This window comes from Geodermatophilus obscurus DSM 43160 (genome assembly GCF_000025345.1).
Lineage (GTDB): Bacteria > Actinomycetota > Actinomycetes > Mycobacteriales > Geodermatophilaceae > Geodermatophilus > Geodermatophilus obscurus.
Window position 1 is genome coordinate 4,370,009 of sequence record NC_013757.1, and the last position, 20,450, is coordinate 4,390,458.

The following is a 20,450-nucleotide window of genomic DNA, read 5'->3' on the forward strand; positions in this document are numbered from 1 at the left end:
ACCGGTCGCGCGAGCGGCGGAGCGAGCCGGTCGGGCGCGGGAGGCGGGAAGGGCGGGCGCACGCGCCCGCCGGTGACGAACGTCGTCACCCCGCAGCGGCCGTGGGGGCTGATCGCGGCCGCCGTCGCCGTCGTGGTGTTCGCCGCCGCCGTCCTCACCTACGCCGTCCTGCAGGTCAACGAGGCCGAGGAGAACCGGGTCGACGCCGTCGACGAGATCGGCGGCGTCCAGACCTTCGACTACGCCCCCGGCCAGGAGCACGTGACCACCCCGGTCACCTACGAGCAGTCCCCGCCGGTCGGCGGGCCGCACGACGGCGAGTGGGCCGACTGCACCGGCACCGTCTACGACGTGCAGATCCGGCAGGAGAACGCCGTGCACAGCCTTGAGCACGGCGCCGTCTGGATCACCTACGACCCCGCGGTCGTCAGCGGGGACGCGCTGGACACGCTCACCGCGTTCGCCGACGAGTCCGGCCGGATGGTCTCCCCCAACCCCGGCCAGGACTCCCCGATCAGCCTGCAGTCCTGGAACCACCAGCTGAAGGTCGACTCGGCCGACGACCCGCGGATCGAGCAGTTCGCCGACTTCCTGACCTACAACCAGGAGTTCTACCCCGAGCCGGGCGCCAGCTGCGAGAACCCGCAGTTCACCAGCGACCCGCTGGTCGTGGGCGAGGGCAGCCGCGGCGCCACCTCGATGACGACCGACGCCCCGACCACGCCGACGGCCGGGGCCGAGACCGGCGCTCCGTGACCCCCGCGCGCAGCCCGCTGCGGGCGGCCCTGCTGGCGGTCATCGCCGTCGGGCTGGTCTTGATCGGCGGGGGCGCCGCGGTGGCCCTCGGCCTGGGCCGGGGCGAGCCGGCGCCGACGGCAGACTCCGTGGAGGCCGGGTTCGCCCGCGACATGTCCCGGCACCACCTGCAGGGCGTGGAGATGGCCAACCTGGCGCCGGAGCGGAGCACCGACCCGGAGGTCCGCCAGCTGGCGTTCGACATCGCCGAGACCCAGCAGAACCAGGTGGGGCGGATGCAGGGCTGGCTGGCGCTGTGGGACCTGCCGCCGACCGGCGGGGACACGATGGCCTGGATGGCCGCCGCCGAGGGGCACGGCGAGCACGACACGGGCGCGGCGGACGGCGGGCTGATGCCGGGGATGGCCACCGAGGAGGAGCTGGCCCAGCTGCGCGCCCTGTCGGGCACCGGGTTCGACGTCGAGTTCCTGCGGCTGATGATCCGGCACCACCAGGGTGGCTTCGAGATGGCGCAGTACGCCGCCGAGCACGCCGGTGTGCCCGCCGTCGCCGGGCTGGCCGGCACCATCGCCGAGACCCAGGCGGCGGAGGTGACGACGATGGAGCGGATGCTCACCGCCCGCGGGGGCACCCCGCTCCCCGCGCCCTGACGCACCACCCCCGGGACGCCGCGGCGGGGCTGGTAGGTTCTACGACGCCCCACCGCAGAGCCCCCGTAGCTCAGGGGATAGAGCACCGCCCTCCGGAGGCGGGTGCGCAGGTTCGAATCCTGCCGGGGGCACCCAGCACCGAGAGGCCCCACCGTCCACGGCGGGGCCTCTCGTGCGTCCGGGGCCGGTCAGGCCGCCGCTCCCCGGCGGGGCGCACCCGCCGGGGCCGGCGTCATGCGCGCAGCCCGGCGACGGCGACGGCCACCGCCTCGGCCAGCGACGTCGGCTCCCGGCCGAGCAGCCGGACCAGGTCGTTGCCCTCGACGAGCAGCTCGCCGGCCGCGACCCCGCGGTCGCCGTCGGCGAACACGGCCGCGACCGGTGCCGGCAGGCCCGCGGCCACGAGGACCTGCTGGTACTGCTCGACCGGCAGGTCGGTGTAGGTCACCGTGCGTCCGGTGGCCGCGGAGACCACCTCGGCCAGCTCGGTCATCGTGAAGGGCGCGCCGCCCAGCTCGTACACCGCGCCCGCGTGCCCGTCCGTGGCCACGACGGCGGCGGCCGCCGCCGCGTAGTCGGCCCGCGTCGCCGCGCTGACCGCGCCGTTCCCGGCGGCACCGGCGATGCCGTGCGCCAGGTGCACCGGCAGCTGACCGGTGTAGTTCTCGACGTACCAGCTGTTGCGCAGCAGCGCGTGCGGCACCCCGGCCGCGGCCAGCAGCTGCTCGGTGACCCGGTGCTCCTCCGCCAGCAGCAACGTGGAGGTGTCGGCGCGCACGATGCTCGTGTAGGCGACGAACCCGACGCCGGCGGCCTGCGCCGCCGCGACCGCGTTGCCGTGCTGGCGGACGCGCTGGCCGACCTCGCTGCCGGAGACCAGCAGCAGCCGCTCAGCGCCGTCGAACGCCGCCTTCAGGGACGTCACGTCGTCGTAGTCGGCGTGGCGGACGACGACGCCGCGGGCGGCGAGGTCGGCGAGCACCTCCGTGCGGCGCCCGGCGGCGACGACCTCGGCGGCCGGGACACCGCGCTCCAGCAGGGCCTCGACGGCCAGCCGGCCCAACTGTCCGGTGGCTCCGGTGACGACGATCGACATGCTGCTGCTCCTCCAGGGCTGGGTGCGGGGGCGGACCGCGGTCCGCCCCCGCACAACCCCTTCGACGGGGAGTCATTCCCGCCATGGGGGTGGGCACCCCCGGCGCGCGGTCAGCTGGTGAGCAGCCCGCCCTCGACCGGCAGCGTCGTCCCGGTGACGTACCCGCCGGCGTCGCTGACCAGGAAGACCAGCGCGGCGGCCAGCTCCACGGGGTCGCCCTTGCGGCCGGCCAGCACCCGGGTCATCTGGCCCTCGATGTAGCCCTCGGGGTACTGGTCGGTCATCTCCGACTCGAAGAAGCCCGGGGCCAGGGAGTTGACCCGGATGCCCTTGCGACCGGTCCACTGCTGCGCCAGGTCGCGGGTGAGCCCGATCAGGCCGGCCTTGCTCGCCGCGTAGGCCGCCTGGGGCAGCCCGGCCGTGGTCAGCCCGAGGATGCTCGAGATGTTGACGATCGAGCTGCCCGGCTGCATGACCCGCGCGCAGGCCTGCGCCATCCAGTAGCAGCCGTTGAGGTTCACGTCGATCACCGAGCGGAACTGCTCCGGGGTCTCCCGGGTGGCCGGCACGGCCGTGCCGACGCCCGCGTTGTTCACCAGGACGTCGACCCTCCCGAACTCGGCCACGGTGGCGTCCACCAGGCCCTGGCAGTCCTCGGGCCGGGAGACGTCGGTGCGCACGGAGATCGCCCGCCGTCCGGTGGCCTCCACGGCCGCGCGGGTGCCGCCCAGCCGGTCCTCGCGGCGGGCGCCCAGCGCGACGTCGGCGCCGGCCTCGGCCAGCGCGCGGGCGAACACCGCGCCGAGGCCGGAGGACGCCCCCGTCACGATCGCCACCCGGCCGTCCAGCCGGAACATGTCGAGGACCGTCCTGTCCGTCACGTGCACTCCCGTCGTCGTCGGTGGGCCCGAGCCTGTCCCCCCGGACGCCGGCCCGCCACCCCGCACCCTGCCGCCGTGTGGGATAGACCACACAGCATGCGGGTAGGGGCCGGACCCGTTTCGAACCGGTGGGAGACGACGTGGCCAACCTGGCACAACACCTGCTCGACACCGCGGCGCAGCACGGCGACCGGCCGGCGCTCCGCATGGACGACGCCGTCCTGACCTACGACGGGTTCCGCGACGCCGCGGCCGCCGTGGCCGCGGGGCTGCGGGCGCGGGGCGTGCAGCCCGGCGACCGGGTGGCGATGGTCCTGCCGAACGTGCTGAGCTTCCCGGTCGTCTTCTGCGGCGCGCTGACGGCCGGTGCCGCCGTCGTCCCGATGAACCCGCTGCTCAAGGCGCGCGAGGTCGAGTACTACCTGCGCGACTCCGGCGCCCGGCTCGTCATCGTGCTGGACTCGATCGCCGACGCGGCCACCGAGGCCGCGGCCGCCGTGGGCGTCGACGCGGTGACCGTCGGCCCGGTCGACGCCGGCGCGACGCTGGGCGGGACCGGCAGCGGGGAGCTCGAGCCGCGGGAGGACGAGGACGCCGCGGTCATCCTCTACACCTCGGGGACCACCGGCCCGCCGAAGGGCGCCGAGCTGACCCACGCCAACCTGAGCGGCAACGCCCGCACCACGCAGGAGACCCTGCTGGAGGGCACGCCGGATGACGTGATCATGGGCTGCCTGCCGCTGTTCCACGTCTTCGGTCTGACCTGCGCGCTCAACGCCGGCGTCCTGGCCGGGGCCTGCCTGACCCTGCTCCCCCGCTTCGACGGTGCGAAGGCGTTGTCGATCATCGAGCGGGACCGGGTGACCGTCTTCGAGGGCGTCCCGACGATGTTCTCGGCGATGCTGCACTCCCCCGACCGGGACCGGTACGACGTCTCCAGCCTGCGCCTGTGCGTCTCCGGTGGCTCGGCCATGCCGGTCGAGGTCATGCGCGGCTTCGAGGAGGCCTTCGGCTGCATCGTCCTGGAGGGCTACGGGTTGTCGGAGACCTCTCCGGTCGCCTCGTTCAACCACCCGCACGCCGAGCGCAAGCCGGGGACGATCGGGACGCCCATCCGCGGTGTGGAGATGCGGCTGGTGGACGACGAGGGCCGTGACGTCCGGCCCGGCGACGTCGGGGAGATCGCCATCCGCGGCGAGAACGTGATGAAGGGCTACTGGGGCAAGCCGGAGGAGACGGCCAAGGCCATCCCGGACGGCTGGTTCCGCACCGGTGACCTGGCCCGGCAGGACGAGGACGGCTACTTCGCCATCGTCGACCGCAAGAAGGAGATGATCATCCGCGGCGGCTACAACGTGTACCCGCGGGAGATCGAGGAGGCGCTCTACGAGCACCCCGCGGTCGCCGAGGCGGCGTGCGTCGGCATCCCCCACCCCGACCTCGGCGAGGAGGTCGCCGCCGCGGTCGCGCTCAAGCCGGGCACGCAGGCCGACGCCGGCGAGCTGCAGGCCTGGGTCAAGGAGCGGGTCGCCGCCTACAAGTACCCGCGGCACGTCTGGCTGGTCGAGTCCCTGCCGAAGGGCCCCACCGGCAAGATCCTCCGCCGCGCCGTCGAGGTCCCCGCCGAGGTGTCGGGGTGAGGCAGCCGGGGGCGCCGGCGTGAGCGCGTCCACCTGACCCCGTCCGGCCCGACCCAGGGAGAGGAACCGTGGCAGACCCCAGCCCGCCGCTGTGGCGGCAGGCCTTCGACGCCGTCGAGCGACGCGTCACCCCGCGCGCCGAGGAGTTCGTCCGCACCGAGACCTTCGCGGTCGGTGCGGCCCTGACCCGCCGGGCGGTGACCCTGGCCCGCGACTCCGCGCGTGGAGCGACGACCCGCTTCTGGCACCTGATCGACCTGCCGGCCGGGACCGACGTGAGCCGGCTGCGCGCCCAGGTCGGCGCGCTGGACCGCGAGGTCCGCCGGCTGACCCTGCAGCTCGAGGCGGAACGCCGCCGCACTCCCGAGGAGACCGATGTCGACAGTGCCCAGCCCGCAGACGGTCCTCGACCGCGTCCGGCGCGACGTCGAACGCAACGCCCTGCGCGCCCGTAACGGGCTCCGGCTGGTCAGCGGGGTCGCCCGGCCGAACGTCGGGCAGACCCCCAAGGACGTCGTCTGGCAGCGGGGACGGACGCAGCTGTGGCACTACCGCAACGACCCGGAGACCTCCGGCGGGGTCCGGTACTCGCCGCCGCTGCTCATCGTGTTCAGCATGGTCAGCCGCAGCTACATCCTCGACCTGGCGCCGGGCAACAGCTTCGTCGAGCAGCTGCTGGCAGCCGGCTTCGACGTCTACCTGCTCGACTGGGGTGAGCCGGACGAGCGGGACGCGGCCAACACCCTCGAGGACTACGTCGACGACTACATCCCCGCCGGCGTGCAGCGGGTCCTGGAGATCTCCGGGGCCGACGAGGTCACCCTGTTCGGCTACTGCTTCGGCGGGGACCTCGCGCTGCTCTACGCCGCGCACCACCCCGACGCGCCGGTCCGCAGCCTCACCGTGCTGGCCACCCCGGTGGACTTCCGGCACATGGGCCCGCTGGCCGACCTGTTCCGGGTGGGCGGCCTGGAGGTGTCCGCCGTCCTCGACGCCGACGGGAACGTGCCCCCGCGGGTCGTCGTCCAGGGCTTCCGCGCGCTGACCCCGACCTCCGAGGTGACCCGCTACGTGACGCTCTGGGAACGGCTCTGGAACGACGAGTACGTGGCCGGCTACCAGGCCATGACCGGCTGGGCGGACGACCACGTGCCCTTCCCCGGGGCCGCCGCGGATCAGACGGTGCGGATGCTGGTGCGCGACAACGGGATGGTCACCGACCGGCTCACGGTGGGCGGTGACCGCGTGCACCTGTCCGACGTCCGGGTGCCGTTCCTGACCGTGCGTGCCGACCGGGACCACATCGTCCCGCCCGACGCGACCGCGCCGCTGATCGACCTGGTCGGCTCCCCGGACAAGCACGAGCTGCGGCTCCCGGCCGGGCACATGGGCCTGGTGGTCGGCCGGACGGCGGCCCGGACGACCGTGCCGACGATCATCGACTTCCTCCGGCGGCGCAGCGAGCCGCTGCAGGCCGGGCAGGGTGCCCGGTGACCACCGTCGTCCCGCTGACCGACGCGCACTGCGACGCCCTGGTGCGCTTCTTCGCCGAGCTGCCCGAGGGCGACCGGACCTTCATCCGCGAGGACGTCACCGACCCCGACGTCGTGCGCGGCTGGGCCGCCGGCTCGCCCGGGGTCGACCGCTGGGTCGCGGTGGACGACGGCGACCGGGTGCTCGGGTACGTCGCCGTCCTCCGGCTGCCCGGCTGGTCCGACCACGTGGGCGAGGTGCGGCTGGTGGTCGCGCCCGCCGGCCGCGGCTCCGGGCTGGGCGGGGAGCTGGCCAGGCACGCCACGGTGCACGCCCTCGAGGCCGGGCTGACCAAGCTCGTCGTCGAGGTCGTCGCCGACCAGGGTGCGGCGCTGGCCCTGTTCACCGGGCTCGGGTTCACCGGCGAGGCGCTGCTGGTCGACCACATCCGCGGCCGGGACGGGCAGCTGCGCGACCTCATGGTGCTGGCCCACCACGTCGGCGACACCTGGGCCGGCATGCGCGCGGTCGGGCTGACCGAGGCGCTCGGGGATCCCTCCTGACGCGGTCGTCCGCCGACCGTCCCGCCGCGGACCCCTGACGGTCACCGGCCGGACACCTGCGGCCGCCACGCTCGGCGTACGCGGGCCCGCCCCGGGGCCCCGAGCGTGCCGGAGGTCCCCCGTGACCCGTCCGTCCAGCCCGACCACCGACCGCTCGCGCCTGCTGCGTGCCGGCGCCGTCCTGGCCGCCGAGCGGCTGCGCCCGCCGGTGGGCGACGCCCGGCGCCGGTCCGTCTGCGGAGCGGCCCGCCTGCTGACCGGCCTCGGGGTGCGGGTCGCCGTCCACGTGCCGGCCGAGGCCTGGCCGCGCACCCGCACCGGGCCGGGCCTGCTGCTGGTGGCGAACTCCGCCTCGCCGCTGGACCCGCTGGTGCTGCTCACCGTGCTGCGGAGGGTGGTGGTCGCCGCGCCCGCCTCCGAGCGCGTCGCCGGCGTCCCCTGCCCGAGCGTCCCGGCGACCGTGGCCGACGTCGCCGCGGCACTGGCCCGGGGGATGTCGGTCCTCGTCCGCCCCGAGCTGCCCACCGACGGCGGGGCGGCGCTGGGCCGGTTCTCCCCCGACCTGCTCGCCGCCGCCGTCGCCACCGGGGCGCCCGTGTGCCCGGTCGCCATCCGCTGCTCGGCGGGCGCGGCGGGACCGGCGTCGGGCGCGCGGTCGCTGCGGGCGGCGCTGCGCTGGACCGGCGGCGTCGACGTCGTGGCCGACGTCCACCTGCTGCCGGCGCTGTCCTCGGCCGGCGCGACGCCGCAGGAGCTGGCGACGACGGCCGAGTACGCGGTCGCCGCCGTCCTGGAGGCCCCGTCCCCGGCCCCGTCCCGAGGCTCGCGCCGAGCGTGCGAGGCGTGAGGAGGACGGGGTCCTTCTGCTGCTACTCGGTGACCCGGCCGTCCTCGACGGTGAGCCGGCGGGTGGTGTCCACCGCGGCCAGCATCCGCCGGTCGTGGGTGACCAGCAGCAGCGTGCCGCGGTAGCCCGACAGCGCCTGCTCGAGCTGCTCGATGGCCGGCAGGTCGAGGTGGTTGGTCGGCTCGTCGAGGACCAGCACGTTGACCCCGCGGGCCTGCAGGAGCGCGAGCCCGGCCCGGGTCCGCTCCCCCGGCGAGAGGGTGTCGGCCGAGCGCAGCACGTGCTCGGCGGTGAGCCCGAACTTGGCCAGCAGGGTGCGCACCTCGGCGGTGGGCCGGTCGGGCACCTCCGCGGCGAAGGCCTCCAGCAGCGGCTCCGAGCCGAGGAACGCTCCGCGCGCCTGGTCGATCTCGCCGATGCGCACCGACGGCCCGAGGCCGCCGCGGCCCTCGTCCAGCGGCACCCGGCCCAGCAGCGCGGCCAGCAGCGTGGACTTGCCGCTGCCGTTGGGGCCGGTGATCACGACGCGGTCGCCCCAGTCCACCTGGAGGTCGACCGGGCCGAGGGTGAAGTCGCCGCGGCGCACGACCGCGCCGGCGAGGGTGGCGACCACCGCGCCGGCCCGCGGCGCGGGGGCGATCTCCATCCGCAGCTCCCACTCCTTGCGCGGCTCCTCCACCACCTCCAGCCGCTCGATCCGCCGCTCGGTCTGCTTGGCCTTGGCCCCCTGCTTCTCCGCCGTCGCCCGGTTGTGGGCCTTGATGAACTTGTCCGGGTCCTTCTGCTTCTTGACCGCGTCCCGCACGCCCTTGGCCAGCCAGTTGCGCTGCATGCGCGCCCGGGCCTCGAGGTCGGCCCGGGTCTCGGCGTACTCCTCGTACTCCTCGCGCGCGTGCCGCCGGGCCACCTCCCGCTCGACCAGGTACGCCTCGTAGCCGCCGTCGTGCACCCGCACCAGCTGCTGGGCGAGGTCCAGCTCCACCACGCGGGTCACCGTGCGGGCGAGGAACTCCCGGTCGTGGCTGACGACGACGATGCCGCTGCGCGCCCGGCTGACGAAGCGCTCCAGCTGCTCCAGGCCGGCCAGGTCCAGGTCGTTGGTGGGCTCGTCGAGCAGCAGCACGTCGTAGCGCGACAGCAGCAGCCCGGCCAGCCCGACCCGTGCGGCCTGCCCGCCGGACAGGCCGGTCGTCGGGGCGTCGAGGGGCACTCCGGGGGCCACCTCGCCGACGACCTGCTCCGCCCGCTCGTCGAGGTCGGCCCCGCCCAGGGCCAGCCAGCGCTCCAGGGCCTCCCCGTAGGCGTCGTCGGCGCCGTCCGCGCCCGCGGCCAGCGCCTCGGTGGCGGCGTCGAGCGCGGCCTGCGCGGCCGCGACGCCCGTCCGGCGGGCCAGGGCCCGGCGCACCGTCTCCCCCGGCCGCCGCTCGTGCTCCTGCGGGAGGTACCCGAGGGTCGCCGTCGGCGGGCTGACGGTCACGCTGCCCGACTCGGCCGGCAGCTCGCCGGCCAGCGTGCGCAGCAGGGTGGACTTGCCGGCGCCGTTGACCCCGACCAGCCCGATGACGTCGCCGGGGGCGACGACGAGGTCGAGGTCGGAGAACAGGACGCGGGCACCGTGGCCGGCGGCCAGGCCGCGGGCGACGAGCGTGGCACTCACGGGAGACCAGGGTGCCAAGCCGGCCCGGGTCGGCGCCAACGGGTTCGTCCCGGCCCCCTGCAGTGGAAGGACCCCCTCCTCCCCACTGCTCGCACGCTCGCAGCGGGCCCCGAGAGGGGGCCGGGGGCAGGGGGTCCTCCTTCAGCCCTCCAGGCCGTTCTCCAGGTCGTCGTCCTCGAGGACGTCGTCGGCCATCTCGTCGAGCATGGACTCCAGCGCGAGGTCGGCCTCCCCCGGCGGACGGCGCTGCACCAGCCAGGGCTGCAGGTCGTCGTAGCCGCGCACCGACACCCGGCGCAGCGGCCGCACCCGGTAACGGGGCAGCCCGCGCAGGTGCCGGGCGAGGTCCCGGTCGACCAGCAGGGTGCCGGGCCGGGCGATCGTGGTGAGCCGGCTGGCCAGGTTCACCACCGGCGAGTACACGTCGCCCAGGTGCGTGAGCACGGTGCCGAAGGCGGCGCCCACCCGCAGCGGCGGGCGGTCCTCGGCCTGCCAGGTCTCGGGCAGCTCCAGCCCGATCTCCACGGCGTCGATCGCCGAGACGGCGGTGTACAGGACGCCGTCCCCCACCATCTTGACCACCCGGCCGTGGTGGCGGGCGATGACCTCGCTGGCGGTGCTCTCGAAGTCCTCCACCATCGCGCCGAGCTCGCGCCCGCCCATCCCCCGGCTGCGGCTGGTGTAGCCGACCAGGTCGGCGAAACCGACGGCGAGCTCCCTCCGGTCGACGGCGGCCGCCGGGGTGAGCAGCCGGTCGGCGTTGGCCGCCAGGTGCCGTCGCCACACGTAGTCCTGCACGTCCCGCAGCAGCGGGAACAGGTCGTGGGCGGCGGCCACCGCCTCCTCCGGCGGGACGGCGCGCCGCCCGGGGTCGGACCCGCTGCGGGACAAGGCGTCGGCCAGCAGGTCGGTCTGCCAGTCGGCCAGCCGCGACAGCGACTGCGCCATCGCGCGGGCGATCGAGGCCTCCGTCCCCGGCTCGACGAAGCCGGAGTCGATGAGCGCGCGCAGCAGCTCCAGCGCCCGGACGTCGGCGTCGGCGAAGACCGGGTCGTCGTCTGCGGCGTCGGGGAAGCCGAGCGCCCGCCACAGCCGCCGGGTGTGCTCGGGGGGCAGCCCGGCCATCGCTGCGATCTGCAGCCGGGTGTAGCGGCGCGGACCGTCCAGCAGCAGGCGCAGCAGCGCCTCGTGGGCGTCGCCGGCGTCCGCCACCACGTCCGGGTCCTGAGGGGTGTCGGACAGCGTCGTCAGCCCGTGGTGTGGACGACCAGGACGTCGACCGACGAGCGGCGCGTCACGTCGGCCGGGACGGACCCCATCAGCCGGCTCCTGATGCCGTTGAGGCCGCGGTTGCCCACGACCAGCAGGTCGGCCTGCGCCCGGGTGACGACGTCGAGCAGCGTCTCGACCGGCGAGCCGACGACGGCGACCTGCTCCACCTCGCCCGCACCGGCGGCGACGGCCTCCTCGGCGGCACCGCGCACGGTGTCCTCGGCAGGCGCGGACCCGACGCCCTCGGTGGCGCCCTCCCCGAGCTGCTCCTGCGCACGGCGGAGCTCGCGGTCGTCGGCCCGCGGCGGCAGGTACGCGCAGACGATGACCAGCCGGGCATCGCAGGCCCCCGCGAGGGCCCCGGCGCGCCGCACCGCGCGCAGCGAGGACTCCGACCCGTCGGTCCCGACCACCACCGTGCGGTAGGCGCTCACGGACCCTCCTCGCTCGCGATCCCGGGCCGCCTCGGGTGGCGCTTCAGGCTCGCCGGGAGGCCGGTTCGCCCGCCTGACCGGGCAACCCACCGAGGGTAACCGGTCGGGCAGGGCGCCCGGGCCACGTCCGGACACGCCCGGGAACGGACCACCGGGTGCCGGAACGACCGCCCGGTGCGCTTGGATGGGCACGTCGCCCGGCCCACGCGAGGAGAGCCCCATCGACTCCGGCAGCAGCTCCCACCGCCGACCCGTGCGGGTCGAGGTCCACGGCCTCAGCAAGAGCTTCGGCGCCGTCCGCGCCGTCGACGACCTGAGCTTCAGCGTCGAGCCGGGGTCCATCACCGGCTTCCTCGGCCCCAACGGAGCCGGCAAGACCACCACGCTGCGCATGGCCCTCGGCCTGGAGCGGCCCGACGCGGGGACGGCGACCTTCGACGGCGTTCCCTACCCCGACCTCCCGGCGCCGGTGCGCACGGTCGGTGCGGTGCTCGAGACGGCCTTCCACCCGGCGCGGTCCGGGCGCAACCACCTGCGGGTGTACTGCCGGGCCGCGGGCCTGCCGGTCTCGCGCGCCGACGAGGTGCTCGCCCAGGTCGGTCTCGCCGACGCCGGCCGACGGCGGGCGGGCGGCTACTCGCTGGGCATGCGCCAGCGGCTGGCGCTGGCCACCGCGCTGCTCGGCGACCCGGCGGTGCTGGTGCTCGACGAGCCGGCCAACGGACTGGACCCCGAGGGCATCCAGTGGCTCCGCGGTTTCCTGCGCCACATGGCGCACACCGAGGGGCGCACCGTCCTGGTCTCCAGCCACCTGCTCGCCGAGATGGAGCAGACCGCCGACCGCGTGGTCATCGTCGGCGCCGGACGACTGGTCCGCGAGGGCTCGATCACCGAGCTGCGCTCCGGCGCGCAGGGCAGCGGGGCGGTGGTGGTGCGCAGTCCCGAGGCCGGGCGGCTGGCCGAGGTCCTCGGGGCCGCCGGGTTCACGGTCGCGCCCAGCGAGGACGGCCGGGTCTCGGTGACCGGGACGACGCCGGACGCCGTCGGCGCGCAGGCCTTCCGGGCGGGCGTGGAGCTGCACGAGCTGCGCGCGGAGACCAGCGGCCTGGAGGAGCTGTACTTCCGGCTCACCGCCGGCCAGGAGCAGTACGCCGCACCCGAGGGGAGCCGACCGTGACCGCGCTCGTCCGCGCCGAGTGGACCAAGCTCTTCACCACCCGCGTCTGGATCGGGCTCCTGCTGGGCGCCTGCGTGCTGGTGGCCGGGTTCGTGGTGCTCTTCACCTCCTTCGCCGGCAGCACCCCTGGCGGCGCCCAGGGCGGCGGCCCTCCTGGCGGGCTCCCGGCCGTCGGCACGGAGCAGTTCGAGCAGCTCGTGCTGGCCACCGGCGCGAACGTCACCGTGCTGTTCCTGATCCTCGGCATCATCGGGATGACCCAGGAGTACCGGCACCGCACGGCCACGCCGACCTTCCTCACCACGCCGAGGCGCGGCCGGGTGGTGATCGCCAAGCTGGCGGCCTACGCGCTGGTCGCGGTGCCCTTCGCGCTCGTCGTGCTGGCCGTCAACTACGGCGTGGCGGCCGTGGCCGCCGGAGCCCGGGGCGCGGTGCCGGCACTCAGCGGGGAGAACCTGCAGGTCCTCGCCAACAGCGGGCTGGCGCTGGTCATCTACACCGTCATCGGGGTCGGCCTCGGCGCGCTCGTGCGCAACCAGGTGGGCGCGATCGTCGGCGGGCTCGTGTACCTGTTCGTCGTCGAGGCGATCGTCCGGCAGATCAGCGCGATAGCCGACGCCTACAAGTGGCTGCCCGGCGGTGCCCTCGAGGCACTGACCGCGACCCTGCAGGGGCCGGACCTCCTCGAACGGTGGCAGGGCGGTCTGCTGCTGCTCGGCTACGGTCTGGTGGCGGCACTGCTGGGCACCCTGCTCGCCGTCCGCCGCGACGTCGTCTGAAGGAGGACCCCGTCCTCCGCGACCGGGCCGACGCAGCGTCGGACGGGCGTCGGAGTCCGACCGCACGGAGCACCGCCTCCTCGACCCGAACGGGGATCCCCATGACCACGCGCATGACCGCCCCTCGGCTGGGCCGGCTGATCGCCGACGGCGACGTCGAGGCCGTCCGCGCCGCCGTCCAGGACTCCCCCCGGCTGCTGAGCGCCACGGTGGAGCGCGGTGGCCAGGGCGGCTGGACGCCGCTGCACGTGGCGGTCACCGAGGGGCGGGCCCAGGTCGTGCGGCTGCTGGTCGAGGCCGGCGCCGACCTCTCCGCCCGGACCGAGCACGGCCGGGACCCGCTGCACACCGCGCTGGAGTCCGCGCCGGACCTCGTCCCGCTGCTGCGCGAGCTGGGCGCACCGGTGGACACGGCCAGCGCGGCCTACCTCGACGACGTCGAGCGGCTGCGCACCGAGCTGGACGGCGGTGCCCCGCTGGCCGACCCGTTGACCGGGGTGGACCTGCTGACCCTCGCCGCGGCCGGCGGCGCGGCCGGCACCGCCCGGGAGCTGCTGGCCCGGGGCGCCGACGTGGACGGCGGCGCACTGCGGGCCGCCGCGGGCCGCAGCCGGCTGGACCTCGTCCGGCTGCTGCTGGCCGCCGGCGCCGACGTCAACCGGCGGGACCCCGAGACCGGCCGGTCCGCGCTGCACGCCGCGGTGGCCGCCGGCGGGGGTCGCGACGCGCCCGAGGTGGTCCGCGAACTGCTCGACGCGGGAGCAGACATCAACGCCACCACGGCGGACGGCGCCAGCGCGCTGGACATCAGCCGGGTCGCTGCGGCCCGCAACCGCCGGGACGACGCAGGTCAGGCGACCGCGCACGACGCGCTGGCCGACCTGCTCGTGTCCCGTGGCGCCACGGACTGAGCAAGGACCCCGTCCTCCTTGCCCCTCGCGAGCTCGGGGCGGGACCCTGGACGGGGCTGTTTCACACCCGGTCAGCCTGCAGGTTCGGGCGTAGACTCCATCCCCGGTCCAGAGACGTGCACCGACGACGAAGAAGGCACTCGACCTGTGTCAAGCGTGAGCTCACCCCGGCCGTCCTCCACCTCCAACTCCTCAGCGGTGGCGGGATTCGGCACCAACGAGTGGCTGGTCGAGGAGATGTACCAGCAGTACCTCGCCGATCCCTCCAGCGTGGACCAGGCGTGGCACGAGTTCTTCGCCGACTACCGGCCGGGCAGCCCGGTGTCCGCGAGCGACGACCGGGACGCGCCGGCCGCCGACTCGCAGCCCGAGGCCGCCCCGGAGACGCCGTCCGAACCGGCCCCGGCCGCCCGGCAGGAGGCGCCCGACCAGGAGCCCACCGCCGGTGCCGGCGCACGATCCCGGGCCACCCGCGTCCAGGAGCGCTCCGAGGACACCGTCGTGGCCCGGGCCGCCGACCGGACCGCTCAGCAGCAGCCGGCCGCCAAGGCCGCGCCCGCACCGGCCGCCAAGGCCGCGCCCGCACCGGCCGCCAAGCCCGCGCCCGCACCGGCCGCCAAGCCCGCACCGGCCGCCAAGCCCGCCGCCAAGGCCGGCCAGCCCGCCGGTGACGGGCCCAGGCGCGTCCCGCTCCGGGGGGCCGCGGCCAGCGTCGTCAAGAACATGAACGCCTCGCTGACCGTGCCGACGGCCACCAGCGTGCGCGCGGTGCCGGCCAAGCTGCTGGCCGACAACCGCATCGTCGTCAACAACCACCTCCAGCGCTCGCGCGGCGGCAAGGTCTCGTTCACCCACCTGATCGGCTACGCGCTGGTCCGGGCGCTCGACGACTTCCCGAACATGAACGCCGCCTTCGCCGAGGTCGACGGCAAGCCGACGCTGGTGCAGCCCGAGCACGTCAACTTCGGCCTGGCCATCGACCTGCCGAAGTCCGACGGCTCGCGGTCGCTCGTCGTCGCCTCGATCAAGGCCGCCGAGGAGATGGACTTCGCCCAGTTCTGGGGCGCCTACGAGGACGTCATCCGGCGCGCCCGCGCGGGCAAGCTGACCCTCGAGGACTTCTCCGGCACCACGATCAGCCTGACCAACCCGGGCACGATCGGCACCGTCCACTCGGTGCCGCGGCTGACCGCCGGCCAGGGCGCGATCATCGGCGTGGGCGCCATGGAGTACCCGGCCGAGTTCCAGGGGATGAGCGCCGAGGCGCTCACCGACATGGCCGTCAGCAAGATCATCACGCTGACCTCGACCTACGACCACCGGATCATCCAGGGCGCCGAGTCCGGCGACTTCCTGCGCCGCCTGCACCAGCTGCTGCTCGGTGAGGACGGCTTCTACGACGAGGTCTTCCGGTCGCTGCGCGTCCCCTACGAGCCGGTGCGCTGGATGCCCGACGTGCGGGTCAGCCGCGAGGGGCAGATCGACAAGGAAGCCCGGGTCATCGAGGTCATCGAGTCCTACCGGCGCAACGGCCACCTCATGGCCGACACCGACCCGCTGGAGTTCAAGGTCCGCAGCCACCCGGACCTGGACATCCTCCAGCACGGCCTGACGCTGTGGGACCTCGACCGCAGGTTCCCCGTCGGCGGGTTCGCCGGCGAGAAGCTGATGGCGCTGCGCGACGTCCTCGGGGTGCTGCGCAACTCCTACTGCCGCACGGTCGGCGTGGAGTACATGCACATCACCGACCCCGAAGAGCGGGAGTGGATCCAGCAGCGGGTCGAGCTCAAGGCCGAGCAGCCCGACCGGCAGAAGCAGAAGCACGTGCTGGGCCGGCTCAACGCCGCCGAGGCGTTCGAGACCTTCCTGCAGACCAAGTACGTCGGCCAGAAGCGGTTCAGCCTCGAGGGCGGCGAGTCGGTCATCCCGCTGCTGGACGAGGTGCTGATCGCCGGCACCGACCACGGCCTGGACGAGGTCGCGATCGGCATGGCGCACCGCGGCCGGCTCAACGTGCTGGCCAACGTGCTCGGCAAGAGCTACGCCAAGATCTTCGGCGAGTTCGAGGGCAACATCGACCCCGGCACCGTCCAGGGCTCCGGCGACGTGAAGTACCACCTGGGCGCCGAGGGCACCTTCGAGAACCCGTTCGAGCCGGGCGCGGAGATCGCCGTCTCGCTGGCCAGCAACCCCTCGCACCTGGAGACGGTCAACCCCGTCCTCGAGGGCGTCGTCCGCGCCAAGCAGGACATGATCGACAAGGGCGAGCAGGGCTTCACCGTCCTGCCGGTGCTGCTGCACGGCGACGCGGCCTTCGCCGGCCAGGGCGTCGTCGCCGAGACGCTGAACCTCTCGCAGCTGCGCGGCTACCGCACCGGCGGCACCGTGCACGTGGTCATCAACAACCAGGTCGGCTTCACCACCAGCCCGGCGCAGTCCCGCTCGAGCCTGTACTCCACCGACGTGGCGCGGATGGTCAACGCGCCGATCTTCCACGTCAACGGCGACGACCCCGAGGCGTGCGTGCGGGTGGCGCGGCTGGCGGTCGAGTACCGGCAGGCGTTCAAGAAGGACGTCGTCGTCGACCTGGTCTGCTACCGCCGCCGCGGCCACAACGAGGGCGACGACCCCTCGATGACCCAGCCGCTGATGTACGACATCATCGACCGCAAGCGCTCGGTCCGGAAGCTGTACACCGAGTCGCTCATCGGCCGCGGCGACATCACGCTGCAGGAGGCCGAGGAAGCCCTCAAGGACTACCGCGACCAGCTCGAACGGGCCTTCGCCGAGACCCACGACGCGCAGGACACCTCGAAGCCGCAGCCGGTCATGGACCAGCCCGCGCAGGAGAAGCCGGTCGCCACGGCGATCACCACCGAGGTGCTCAAGGCGATCGGTGACGCGCACGTCTCCCTCCCGGAGGACTTCACCGTCCACCCAAAGCTCCAGCGGATGCTGGAGCGGCGCGCGGCGATGGTCAGCGAGGGCGGCGTCGACTGGGCGATGGGCGAGCTGCTCGCCTTCGGGTCGCTGCTCATGCAGGGCGTGCCCGTGCGGCTGGCCGGTCAGGACTCCCGCCGTGGCACGTTCGTGCAGCGCCACTCGGTGCTCATCGACCGCGAGAACGGCGCCGAGTTCACCCCGCTGGCGAACCTGTCGCCGGAGCAGGCGAAGTTCTTCGTCTACGACTCGCTGCTCTCGGAGTACGCCGCGGTCGGCTTCGAGTACGGCTACTCCGTGGCCAACCCGAAGGCCCTGGTGCTGTGGGAGGCGCAGTTCGGCGACTTCGTCAACGGCGCCCAGATGGTCATCGACGAGTTCATCAGCTCGGGCGAGGCCAAGTGGGGTCAGCGGTCCGGTGTCGTGATGCTGCTGCCGCACGGGCTGGAGGGGCAGGGCCCCGACCACTCCAGCGGCCGCATCGAGCGGTTCCTGCAGCTCGCGGCGGAGAACAACATGACCGTCGCCAACTGCTCGACGCCGGGCAACTACTTCCACCTGCTCCGCCGGCAGGCGCTCTCCGACGTCCACCGGCCGCTGATCGTGTTCACGCCGAAGTCGCTGCTGCGGGCGAAGGCCGCCGTCAGCCCGGTCTCGGACTTCACCGACGAGACCTTCCGGCCGGTGCTCCCCGACCCGGGCGTGGGCGGCGAGCCGCTCGACGACGGCGCGGTGCGCAGGGTCCTGCTGTGCAGCGGCAAGGTCGCCTACGACCTGATGGCGCAGCGCGAGGCCACCGGCACCGCGGACACCGCGGTCGTGCGGGTCGAGCAGCTCTACCCGCTGCCGGCCGAGGAGATCGTGCAGCAGCTCGAGCGCTACCCGAACGCGGACGACGTCGTCTGGGTGCAGGAGGAGCCGGCCAACATGGGCGCCTGGCAGTTCATGGCCGTCAACCTGCCCGAGCACCTGCCGTCCGGACGCCGCCTGCGCCGGGTCAGCCGCCGCGCCTCGGCCAGCCCGGCCGTCGGCTCGGCGAAGGTGCACGAGGCCGAGCAGAAGCAGCTCGTCGCGCAGGCCTACGCCGACTGACGGGTACTCGAACGACCGTGTACTTCACTGACAGGGGGCTGGAGGAGCTGGCCGGCCGGCGGGGCGAGGAGCAGGTGACGCTCGCCTGGCTGGCCGACCAGCTGCAGGCCTTCGTCGACCAGCACCCTGACTTCGAGGTGCCCGTCGAACGACTGGCCACCTGGCTGGCCCGCGGCGGCACGGACGACGACGACCTGGACGGCTGAGCTCCCCTCACCCGCACAGCGCGGCAGGAGGGGACTCGGCCCGCTGGGACACGCCGGATGGGTCGCCTTCGCAGCGGTACGGATCGGCGGAGGCACGCTGTCCCCGTGCTCGGTCACTCCCACGCGCTCTCCGGGCTCGCCGCCGGCGCCGCCACGCTGCCCTGGGCCCCGGTCGGGGGCACCGTCGGTCAGGTCGCCTGGATCGCCGCCGTCGGCGGCATGGCGATGCTGCCCGACCTCGACCACAGCGGCTCGACGGTCTCGGACATGTGGGGCCCGCTCACCGACGTCCCCTCCGGCGCCGTGGGGCGGCTGGCCCAGGGACACCGCTGGGGCACCCACGACGCCGTCCTGGCCCCGCTGGCCTTCGGCGCCCTGGCCCTGGCCGCGGCCAACGCCTCCTGGGCCAGTCTGCTGCTCATGGCGCTGGCGATCGGGCTGGCGCTGCGGGCACTGCACTTCGTCATCCCGGGGCGGGCGGAGAACACCGTCGTCGGCAACCTGGTGCTCCCCTGGGCCGGCGCCTGGCTGCTGCTCGCGCACTCCCCCAGCCCGGCGTGGCTGCCGTGGGCGGTCGCGCTCGGGGTGCTCACCCACATCGCCGGGGACGCCCTCACCACGCAGGGCGTGCCGGTGCCGGTGCTCTGGCTGCTGCGCCGCTCCCGGGTGGCGCTGACCCCGCTGCGCACCGGGACGACGCTGGAGAAGGTCGTGCTGGTGCCGGCGTTCGTGCTGGTGACCCTGTACTGCGTCTACCTGAACACCGACGTCCGCGCGACGGTCGACCCGCTGCTGCAGGGCCTGCCCGGACGGGGGTGAGCCTGGCCCTCGTGCCGGCAGGAGGGCCCCGTCCTCCTCAGCGGGTGACGCCCTCCTCGCGGGCGCAGGCGGCCACCGCGGTCGCCACCGCCTCGGCGACCCGGCGGTCCAGCGGGCTGGGCACCACGTAGTCGGCCCGCACCTCGTCCCCCACGACGTCGGCGATCGCCGTCGCCGCAGCCAGCTTCATCGCCTCGGTGATGCCGGTGGCCCGGGCGTCGATCGCACCGCGGAACACACCGGGGAAGGCGAGCACGTTGTTGATCTGGTTGGGCTCCCCGCTGCGACCGGTGGCGACGACGGCCGCGTACCGGGCCGCCATCTCCGGGTCCACCTCGGGGATGGGGTTGGCCAGCGAGAAGACGATGCAGTCGCGCGCCATCGAGGCGATCACCGACTCGGGCACCGAGCCCCCGGACAGCCCCAGGTAGACGTCGGCGCCCTCCAGCGCGCCGGCCATCGTGCCCGCGTAGCCGGACCGGTTGGTGTTGTCGGCGAGCCAGCGCTTGATCGGCGTGAGGTCGCCGCGGCCGGTGTGCAGCACGCCCCGCGAGTCGGCCACGGCGATGTCGCCGACGCCGGCCCCCAGCAGGATCTTGGTGCAGGCGACCCCGGCCGCACCGGCGCCGGAGACGACCACCCGCAGCGACCCGAGCTCCCGGCCGACCACCCGCGCGGCGTTGCGCAGCGCGGCCAGGACGACGATCGCCGTCCCGTGCTGGTCGTCGTGCATGACCGGGATGTCCAGCCGCTCGCGCAGCCGCTCCTCGATCTCGAAGCAGCGCGGGGCGCTGATGTCCTCGAGGTTGATGCCGCCGAAGGACGGCGCGATCGCCGCCACCGTCTCCACGATCGCGTCCACGTCGGTCGTCGCGAGCACCACCGGCACCGACGAGAGCCCGGCGAACTCGCTGAACAGGCAGGCCTTGCCCTCCATGACCGGCAGCGCCGCGGCCGGCCCGATGTCCCCCAGGCCGAGGACGGCGGTGCCGTCGGAGACCACCGCGACCACGCGCGGCGCCCAGGTGTACCTGTCGGCCAGGGCCGGCTCCGTGGCGATCGCGCTGGACACCCGGGCGACGCCCGGCGTGTAGGTCAGCGCCAGGTCGGCCACCGTCTCGATCGGGCGGGTGGGGCGGACGACGAGCTTGCCGCCCTCGTGCACCGCGAACGCCGGGTCGTCGGCGAAGCGGTCGGCAGTCCCGTCGTGCTGCTGCGCGCTCATGGACCCGGGAGCGTAATCCAGTACGGACCGGT

At 74.6% G+C, this 20,450-nt stretch carries 19 protein-coding genes and 1 tRNA gene; 14 read left to right on the forward strand and 6 right to left on the reverse strand.

Annotation, left to right across the window (positions count from 1 at the left end; translation table 11 throughout):
* Positions 1–72: 72 nt before the first annotated feature.
* From GOBS_RS20305 to GOBS_RS20315, 3 genes are all read left to right on the forward strand, one after another.
* Positions 73–756, forward strand: a complete 684-nt coding sequence (locus tag GOBS_RS20305) for a DUF3105 domain-containing protein (RefSeq protein ID WP_243697553.1) — start codon at positions 73–75, stop codon at positions 754–756.
* A complete protein-coding gene (locus GOBS_RS20310; protein WP_012950145.1) occupies positions 753–1,406 on the forward strand; it encodes a DUF305 domain-containing protein in 654 nt (217 codons plus the stop codon). The genes GOBS_RS20305 and GOBS_RS20310 overlap by 4 nt, the downstream gene beginning before the upstream one ends.
* A gap of 59 nt (positions 1,407–1,465) precedes the next feature.
* Positions 1,466–1,537 (forward strand) — tRNA-Arg (locus tag GOBS_RS20315).
* Positions 1,538–1,638: 101 nt separating this feature from the next.
* Here GOBS_RS20315 and GOBS_RS20320 read toward each other — a convergent pair.
* Entirely contained in the window at positions 1,639–2,502 is an 864-nt protein-coding gene (locus GOBS_RS20320) for an NmrA family NAD(P)-binding protein (protein WP_012950146.1), read from the reverse strand.
* 110 nt (positions 2,503–2,612) lie between these two features.
* The gene (locus tag GOBS_RS20325; protein WP_012950147.1) at positions 2,613–3,383 is read right to left on the reverse strand and encodes an SDR family NAD(P)-dependent oxidoreductase; all 771 of its coding nucleotides are present in this window, start codon (positions 3,381–3,383) and stop codon (positions 2,613–2,615) included.
* A gap of 140 nt (positions 3,384–3,523) precedes the next feature.
* On the opposite strand from GOBS_RS20325, the gene GOBS_RS20330 reads away from it, so the two are divergent.
* From GOBS_RS20330 to GOBS_RS25755, 5 genes are all read left to right on the forward strand, one after another.
* Positions 3,524–5,023 (forward strand): long-chain-fatty-acid--CoA ligase, encoded by a 1,500-nt coding sequence (locus GOBS_RS20330; protein WP_012950148.1) that lies wholly within the window; start codon positions 3,524–3,526, stop codon positions 5,021–5,023.
* 68 nt (positions 5,024–5,091) lie between these two features.
* Entirely contained in the window at positions 5,092–5,478 is a 387-nt protein-coding gene (locus GOBS_RS20335) for a hypothetical protein (RefSeq protein ID WP_041241602.1), read from the forward strand.
* Positions 5,399–6,517 carry an alpha/beta fold hydrolase gene (locus tag GOBS_RS20340; protein ID WP_012950149.1) on the forward strand — a complete coding sequence of 373 codons (1,119 nt, stop codon included), beginning with the start codon at positions 5,399–5,401 and terminating at the stop codon, positions 6,515–6,517. The genes GOBS_RS20335 and GOBS_RS20340 overlap by 80 nt, the downstream gene beginning before the upstream one ends.
* The gene (locus GOBS_RS20345; RefSeq protein ID WP_012950150.1) at positions 6,514–7,059 is read left to right on the forward strand and encodes a GNAT family N-acetyltransferase; all 546 of its coding nucleotides are present in this window, start codon (positions 6,514–6,516) and stop codon (positions 7,057–7,059) included. Before GOBS_RS20340 ends, GOBS_RS20345 begins: the two co-directional genes overlap by 4 nt.
* Before the next feature lie 121 nt (positions 7,060–7,180).
* Positions 7,181–7,906: a lysophospholipid acyltransferase family protein gene (locus GOBS_RS25755; protein WP_012950151.1), complete on the forward strand. Its 726-nt coding sequence runs from the start codon at positions 7,181–7,183 to the stop codon at positions 7,904–7,906.
* 22 nt (positions 7,907–7,928) lie between these two features.
* Here the strand turns inward: GOBS_RS25755 and GOBS_RS20355 are convergent, their stop codons facing one another.
* The 3 genes from GOBS_RS20355 to GOBS_RS20365 form a co-directional block, all read right to left on the reverse strand.
* The gene (locus GOBS_RS20355; protein WP_012950152.1) at positions 7,929–9,563 is read right to left on the reverse strand and encodes an ABC-F family ATP-binding cassette domain-containing protein; all 1,635 of its coding nucleotides are present in this window, start codon (positions 9,561–9,563) and stop codon (positions 7,929–7,931) included.
* A 141-nt stretch (positions 9,564–9,704) separates the two neighbouring features.
* Positions 9,705–10,778 (reverse strand): adenylate/guanylate cyclase domain-containing protein, encoded by a 1,074-nt coding sequence (locus GOBS_RS20360; protein WP_012950153.1) that lies wholly within the window; start codon positions 10,776–10,778, stop codon positions 9,705–9,707.
* A 32-nt stretch (positions 10,779–10,810) separates the two neighbouring features.
* Positions 10,811–11,269 (reverse strand): universal stress protein, encoded by a 459-nt coding sequence (locus GOBS_RS20365; protein WP_012950154.1) that lies wholly within the window; start codon positions 11,267–11,269, stop codon positions 10,811–10,813.
* 184 nt (positions 11,270–11,453) lie between these two features.
* Here GOBS_RS20365 and GOBS_RS20370 point away from each other — a divergent pair, with 184 nt between their 5' ends.
* From GOBS_RS20370 to GOBS_RS20395, 6 genes are all read left to right on the forward strand, one after another.
* A complete protein-coding gene (locus tag GOBS_RS20370; RefSeq protein ID WP_012950155.1) occupies positions 11,454–12,446 on the forward strand; it encodes an ABC transporter ATP-binding protein in 993 nt (330 codons plus the stop codon).
* Positions 12,443–13,225, forward strand: a complete 783-nt coding sequence (locus tag GOBS_RS20375; RefSeq protein ID WP_012950156.1) for an ABC transporter permease — start codon at positions 12,443–12,445, stop codon at positions 13,223–13,225. Before GOBS_RS20370 ends, GOBS_RS20375 begins: the two co-directional genes overlap by 4 nt.
* A 101-nt stretch (positions 13,226–13,326) precedes the next feature.
* Entirely contained in the window at positions 13,327–14,136 is an 810-nt protein-coding gene (locus tag GOBS_RS20380; RefSeq protein WP_012950157.1) for an ankyrin repeat domain-containing protein, read from the forward strand.
* Between the two features lie 156 nt (positions 14,137–14,292).
* On the forward strand, positions 14,293–18,168 hold the full coding sequence (locus tag GOBS_RS20385; RefSeq protein ID WP_041241604.1) for a multifunctional oxoglutarate decarboxylase/oxoglutarate dehydrogenase thiamine pyrophosphate-binding subunit/dihydrolipoyllysine-residue succinyltransferase subunit: 3,876 nt from the start codon (positions 14,293–14,295) through the stop codon (positions 18,166–18,168).
* Between the two features lie 17 nt (positions 18,169–18,185).
* A complete protein-coding gene (locus GOBS_RS20390) occupies positions 18,186–18,374 on the forward strand; it encodes a DUF6104 family protein (RefSeq protein WP_012950159.1) in 189 nt (62 codons plus the stop codon).
* A 105-nt stretch (positions 18,375–18,479) separates the two neighbouring features.
* A complete protein-coding gene (locus GOBS_RS20395) occupies positions 18,480–19,193 on the forward strand; it encodes a metal-dependent hydrolase (RefSeq protein ID WP_012950160.1) in 714 nt (237 codons plus the stop codon).
* Positions 19,194–19,230: 37 nt separating this feature from the next.
* On the opposite strand, the gene GOBS_RS20400 is transcribed toward GOBS_RS20395, so the two are convergent.
* A complete protein-coding gene (locus GOBS_RS20400) occupies positions 19,231–20,418 on the reverse strand; it encodes an NAD(P)-dependent malic enzyme (protein ID WP_081448940.1) in 1,188 nt (395 codons plus the stop codon).
* Positions 20,419–20,450: the final 32 nt, after the last annotated feature.

What these genes read in the sequence shown, in the direction of transcription:
- GOBS_RS20320 (WP_012950146.1), bottom strand. Translation starts at nt 2,502, where the DNA reads ATGTCGATCGTCGTCACCGGAGCCACCGGACAGTTGGGCCGGCTGGCC.
- GOBS_RS20340 (WP_012950149.1), top strand. Translation starts at nt 5,399, where the DNA reads ATGTCGACAGTGCCCAGCCCGCAGACGGTCCTCGACCGCGTCCGGCGC.
- GOBS_RS20370 (WP_012950155.1), top strand. Translation starts at nt 11,454, where the DNA reads ATGGGCACGTCGCCCGGCCCACGCGAGGAGAGCCCCATCGACTCCGGC.
- GOBS_RS20380 (WP_012950157.1), top strand. Translation starts at nt 13,327, where the DNA reads ATGACCACGCGCATGACCGCCCCTCGGCTGGGCCGGCTGATCGCCGAC.
- GOBS_RS20400 (WP_081448940.1), bottom strand. Translation starts at nt 20,418, where the DNA reads ATGAGCGCGCAGCAGCACGACGGGACTGCCGACCGCTTCGCCGACGAC.